This window comes from Clostridium sp. C8 (assembly GCF_001010885.1).
Taxonomy (GTDB): domain Bacteria; phylum Bacillota; class Clostridia; order Clostridiales; family Clostridiaceae; genus Clostridium; species Clostridium sartagoforme.
Genome location: NZ_LBMX01000118.1, coordinates 1 through 3,227, shown reverse-complemented (window position 1 = coordinate 3,227; position 3,227 = coordinate 1). Strand labels below are relative to the sequence as shown.

6 protein-coding genes are annotated in these 3,227 nt (G+C 24.9%); all 6 read left to right on the top strand.

The window, feature by feature from the left end; translation table 11 throughout:
* The first annotated feature begins 210 nt into the window (after window positions 1-210).
* Entirely contained in the window at window positions 211-432 is a 222-nt protein-coding gene (locus AAT22_RS18410; RefSeq protein ID WP_047001113.1) for a DUF1659 domain-containing protein, read from the top strand.
* A gap of 66 nt (window positions 433-498) precedes the next feature.
* A complete protein-coding gene (locus AAT22_RS18405) occupies window positions 499-717 on the top strand; it encodes a DUF2922 domain-containing protein (RefSeq protein ID WP_047002328.1) in 219 nt (72 codons plus the stop codon).
* A gap of 203 nt (window positions 718-920) precedes the next feature.
* The gene (locus AAT22_RS18400) at window positions 921-1,631 is read left to right on the top strand and encodes a Fic family protein (RefSeq protein WP_047002327.1); all 711 of its coding nucleotides are present in this window, start codon (window positions 921-923) and stop codon (window positions 1,629-1,631) included.
* Between the two features lie 117 nt (window positions 1,632-1,748).
* Window positions 1,749-2,324 (top strand): DUF6036 family nucleotidyltransferase, encoded by a 576-nt coding sequence (locus AAT22_RS18395; protein WP_084820808.1) that lies wholly within the window; start codon window positions 1,749-1,751, stop codon window positions 2,322-2,324.
* Complete coding sequence (locus AAT22_RS18390) at window positions 2,311-2,691, top strand: hypothetical protein (protein ID WP_047002326.1); 381 nt, start codon at window positions 2,311-2,313, stop codon at window positions 2,689-2,691. The genes AAT22_RS18395 and AAT22_RS18390 overlap by 14 nt, the downstream gene beginning before the upstream one ends.
* 242 nt (window positions 2,692-2,933) lie before the next feature.
* Entirely contained in the window at window positions 2,934-3,155 is a 222-nt protein-coding gene (locus tag AAT22_RS18385; RefSeq protein WP_047001113.1) for a DUF1659 domain-containing protein, read from the top strand.
* Window positions 3,156-3,227: the final 72 nt, after the last annotated feature.

The window sequence follows — 3,227 nt, the reverse complement described above, 5'->3', positions numbered from 1 at the left end:
AATTATAGCTTGATGACATTGCCTCCGGGGATAAACCAGTTCTTCGTTAAATTACAATTTAATATATTTTGCATAACAAGTACAAACAGGTGAAGGTAAAATTCATCTGTTTTTTCTTTAGAAATTATAAAAATATTTACTCTATTTTTTTATAGATTTTTTAAAAACTCTTCATAAGTGCATATATACATTAATGAGGAGGTGATAAACATGGCAAACTCAGTATTAGTACAAAATTCAGTAGAGGTTAAATACCAAATTGGTGTTGATTCTAAGGGAAAGGAAGTATTTAAGAAACAAACTTTCAAAAATATTTCTGCAGATGCTACAGATGATAATTTAGTAGAATTATCTGATGCAGTTGAAAGTCTTATGGATTACACAGTAAGTACAATCCAAAAGCAACAAAACTTTATAATAACTAGAGGTTAATTTACCTTATTAGTTATTAAACAGCATTAAAATTTAGTAATGTAATTTATGAAAGGGGGATATATCATGATAGAAAGAAGTGCAAAAATGACTTTTAAAGATGTTTCAGGGAAAAAGGTTAACTTAATAGTTAAAGATGTTAAGGAAAATGTTTTAGATGCTGACATTTCTGCTCTTATGGATTCTGTATTAACTAATAAGTTAATAAAAACAGAAGCAGGTGATCTTATGGAAATGGTAGAAGCAAAGGTTATAAATAAAGAAACAACTACTGTTGCTCTTTAGTTTAATATATAGAGTGCCCAAAATAGAGTGTCCAAATTTGGACACTCTTTTCATAGTTTTGAATTATTATATGAAAATGAGTTACTAGATTCCCTAAAAATCTGTATTTTATTTTAACTAAATAAAATATAGGTTATAATAATAATATAAATACGTTAATATAAATATATAATGAAATTTATTAATGAGGTGTAGAGAATATAATGAAGAATGAGTATTATAATAGATTTTTAAAGGTGTTGAAAGAAACAAAAGGAATTCACAATTCTTTAAATGAAATTTTAAAATACGATTTTATATATCATTCAAATAAAATAGAGGGAAGTACATTTACAACAGAAGCACTTCAACTTTTATTTGAAAAAAATATAGTAATGGGAGTTCATACTTTAGATGATGTTCAAGAAACTGTTAATTCTTTCTATACTTTTGATATGGTATTAGATAAAATAGATGAAAATCTCACTTTAGAAATGATAAAAGAATGGCATGCTAGTTTAATGTATAGAACAAGATTGTATGATATGGGATTAGCAGGAGTATTTAAAAAATATCAAAATAGAATACTTGGAACTAAATTTAATACTGCAAATCCTTGGGAAGTAGAAGATAAGTTAAATGCAATTATAGAAAATTTTTATAGTTTAAAGGAAGTTACAATTTACGATATAGCAAAATTCCATTTTGAATTTGAATGTATACATCCATTTCAAGATGGGAATGGTAGAATAGGCAGATTTATATATTTAAAACAATTATTAGATAATAGGTTAGATTTAAAATATATGAATGGTGAATCTTCAATTGAATATAAAAGGGCCTTAGAAGAATCAACATTAGATAATATAAAACCATTAGTTGATTATATAGAAATGCAAAGAGATTTTATAAAAGAGAATGAAAAAATGTTTTAGCAGGTGAATGTAAAAAAATCACCTGTTTTTTATTGATTTTAGTAAAAGTTAATATAAAAAGATTAATATTTTAGGGTATAATATAGATATAGAGTTATTTAGTAGGAGGAAAAAAGTTTGGATAGTTTAAATTTATTTTCTAATATTAGTTTGCTTAATAAAGAAAAGTTGAATGATATTTTTGAATACTTAAATAGCAGATTAAGAGATAATCAATTACAATTAGAAATAACAATTTATGGTGGAACAGTAATGACGATGGTTTATGATAATAGACCAGCAACAAGAGATATAGACTGTGTATTTAGTGAAATAAACATAAACATTTTAAATAATATATTAGATGATACAAAATTTGTATTTAATTTATCAGATAACTGGATTAACGAAGAGATTAAAGAACCCCTAAAGTATATAATAAAAGAAGAAAAAGAAATATTTAAACAATATTCAAATTTGCAGATTCTAAAACCTAATGCTAAACAATTATTAGCAATGAAAATATTAGCTGCAAGACCAGAGCCTGCAAAAGATTTTGTTGACTGTTATATACTTTGTAAGGATTTAAATATTAAAACAAAAGAAGAATTAATAAATATAGTCTCTCAGTATATACCTTTATCATTAATAGGAGAAAGACAAAGAACATTTATTATGTATTTAGGAGAGGATCTAGGATATGATTGGAAATAAGTATTTACAAGCACTGTATAATTATAATGATAGAGATACAAGTATAAATCAGTTATTAGAAATTCTAAAATTTAAGGATAAAGATTTCATTAATAGTTTATATGAAGAAGAAGTAAATATAGATTTATTAAATGAAAAAGAAAAAGAATTTTTGATTATATCAGTAAGTTTAATTGATCATTTTTTTCAAATATATAATTTAGATATACCAAATTGGTTAAGGGATGAGAGATTAAGTTTTAGTTTACCATATTACTATAATAGGAGATTAAGTGACTTTGAAAAAGTAAAATTATTATTTACTAATCCAAGCCCTTTTAGATTAAGAAATGTGTACTTTGATTTAAATTCAATAATAAGAATATAAGTAAGGCGCTAACTTACAATTATCTTCTAGCAAGTGGGATGCAAGGAACCCCACAAGTACCCCTGGGCAGAACTTGTTCGATAAATTACAATTTAATATATTTTGCATAACAAGTACAAACAGGTGAAGGTAAAATTCATCTGTTTTTTCTTTAGAAATTATAAAAATATTTACTCTATTTTTTTATATCTTTTAAAAACTCTTCATAAGTGCATATATACATTAATGAGGAGGTGATAAACATGGCAAACTCAGTATTAGTACAAAATTCAGTAGAGGTTAAATACCAAATTGGTGTTGATTCTAAGGGTAAGGAAGTATTTAAGAAGCAAACTTTCAAAAATATTTCTGCAGATGCTACAGATGATAATTTAGTAGAATTATCTGATGCAGTTGAAAGTCTTATGGATTACACAGTAAGCACAATCCAAAAGCAACAAAACTTTATAATAACTAGAGGTTAATTTACCTTATTAGTTATTAAACAGCATTAAAATTTAGTAATGTAATTTATGAAAGACCAGCTAATAATAGTC